Annotated in this window: 1 protein-coding gene and 1 pseudogene; both read left to right on the top strand. The window is 59.7% G+C overall.

The annotated features are described in order from the left end of the window. Positions 1-792 (top strand): substrate-binding domain-containing protein (locus QQJ84_RS19360; protein ID WP_284259963.1); only part of this gene is annotated, 792 nt, incomplete at its 5' end. A 34-nt stretch (positions 793-826) separates the two neighbouring features. After that, positions 827-1272, top strand: a pseudogene (locus QQJ84_RS19355) (hypothetical protein); the annotation flags it as partial.

Here is a 1272-nt window from a genome sequence, read left to right as displayed (position 1 = left end):
GGTGCCGAGGCGGCGGCGAAGAAGGACAATGTGAAGCTTGTCTACGACTCGAGCCCGGTTGCATCGGGCGAAGCGCAGCTGATCACCAACATGGTTCAGCAGCATGTTGACGGTATTGCCTTGACGCTTGCCTTTCCTGATGCCGAGGATGGCACGCTGAAGCAGGCCCAGCAGGCTGGCATTCCCGTTGTCGGCTTCAATGCTGGCGGCGATGCCTGGAAACAAGCCGGTCTGCTGATGTATGTCGGCCAGGACGAGACGATCGCCGGCCAGGCGGTTGGCGACAAGCTGAACGCCGAAGGCGTCACCTCGGCTGTTTGCGTTGATCAGCAGCAGGGCGCCGTGCAGCTTGAAGCGCGTTGCGATGGCATCAAGGATACCTTCAAGGGCCATCTGGAGATCCTCTATGTCAACGGTTATGACATGTCGGGCGTGCAGGCGCGCATTGTTGCTGAACTTCAACAAAATCCGAATATCGGCTATGTGGTGACGCTGGGCGCGCCCTTTGCGCCGACCGCGGTGCAGGCTGTCGGCCTGGCCAACAGCAAGGCGAAAGTGGGCACGTTTGATATGAGCCCGCTGGCGGTGAAGCTGATCCAGCAGGGCAAGGTGCAGTGGGCTGTCGATCAGCAGCCCTATGTCGAGGGCTATGAGGCGATTGACCTGCTGTGGCTCTACAAGACGAACGGTGACGTTGTCGGCGGCGGGCTTCCGGTTCTCACCGGCCCGGCGTTCGTGACGTCGCAGAATATCGCCGAGGTCTCTAAATTCGTGCAGCAAGGCACGCGCTAAGAGCCAGCCGGCGATCAAACTCTGAGGACCGGCCATGATTTTCATGGCCGGCCACAGAAAGATAGCAGACATGGGAGTCATAGATAACATGGCAAATCAAACAGCAGCGAACAAGGTTGCGGCGGGGCCGTCTCATCCGCAACTTGTCAGGCAAGGTTTTTGGAGAAAGACGCTGAAGCGTCCCGAGGCCGGCGCGCTCGGCGGGGCCATTCTGGTCTTTATCCTGTTCTTCGTCGTTGCTCCGCCTTTCCGGCAACTACCGGCATTCACGACGGTTCTTTATCAGTCGGCGACAATCGGCATTCCGGCCGTGGCTGTCTCACTGCTGATGATCGGCGGTGAATTCGATCTGACGGCAGGCGTCGCGGTAACAACTTCCGCGCTCTCGGCCTCGATGTTCGCAACGCAGGTGGCGGGCAATTTGTGGGTTGGCATCGCCTTCGCGTTGCTGGTGTCGCTGGGGATCGGCTGGTTGAACGG

Origin of the sequence: Acidocella aquatica, assembly GCF_030160635.1 — a bacterium.
GTDB classification, from domain to species: domain Bacteria; phylum Pseudomonadota; class Alphaproteobacteria; order Acetobacterales; family Acetobacteraceae; genus Acidocella; species Acidocella aquatica.
This window is presented reverse-complemented; position numbering and strand designations above follow the sequence as displayed.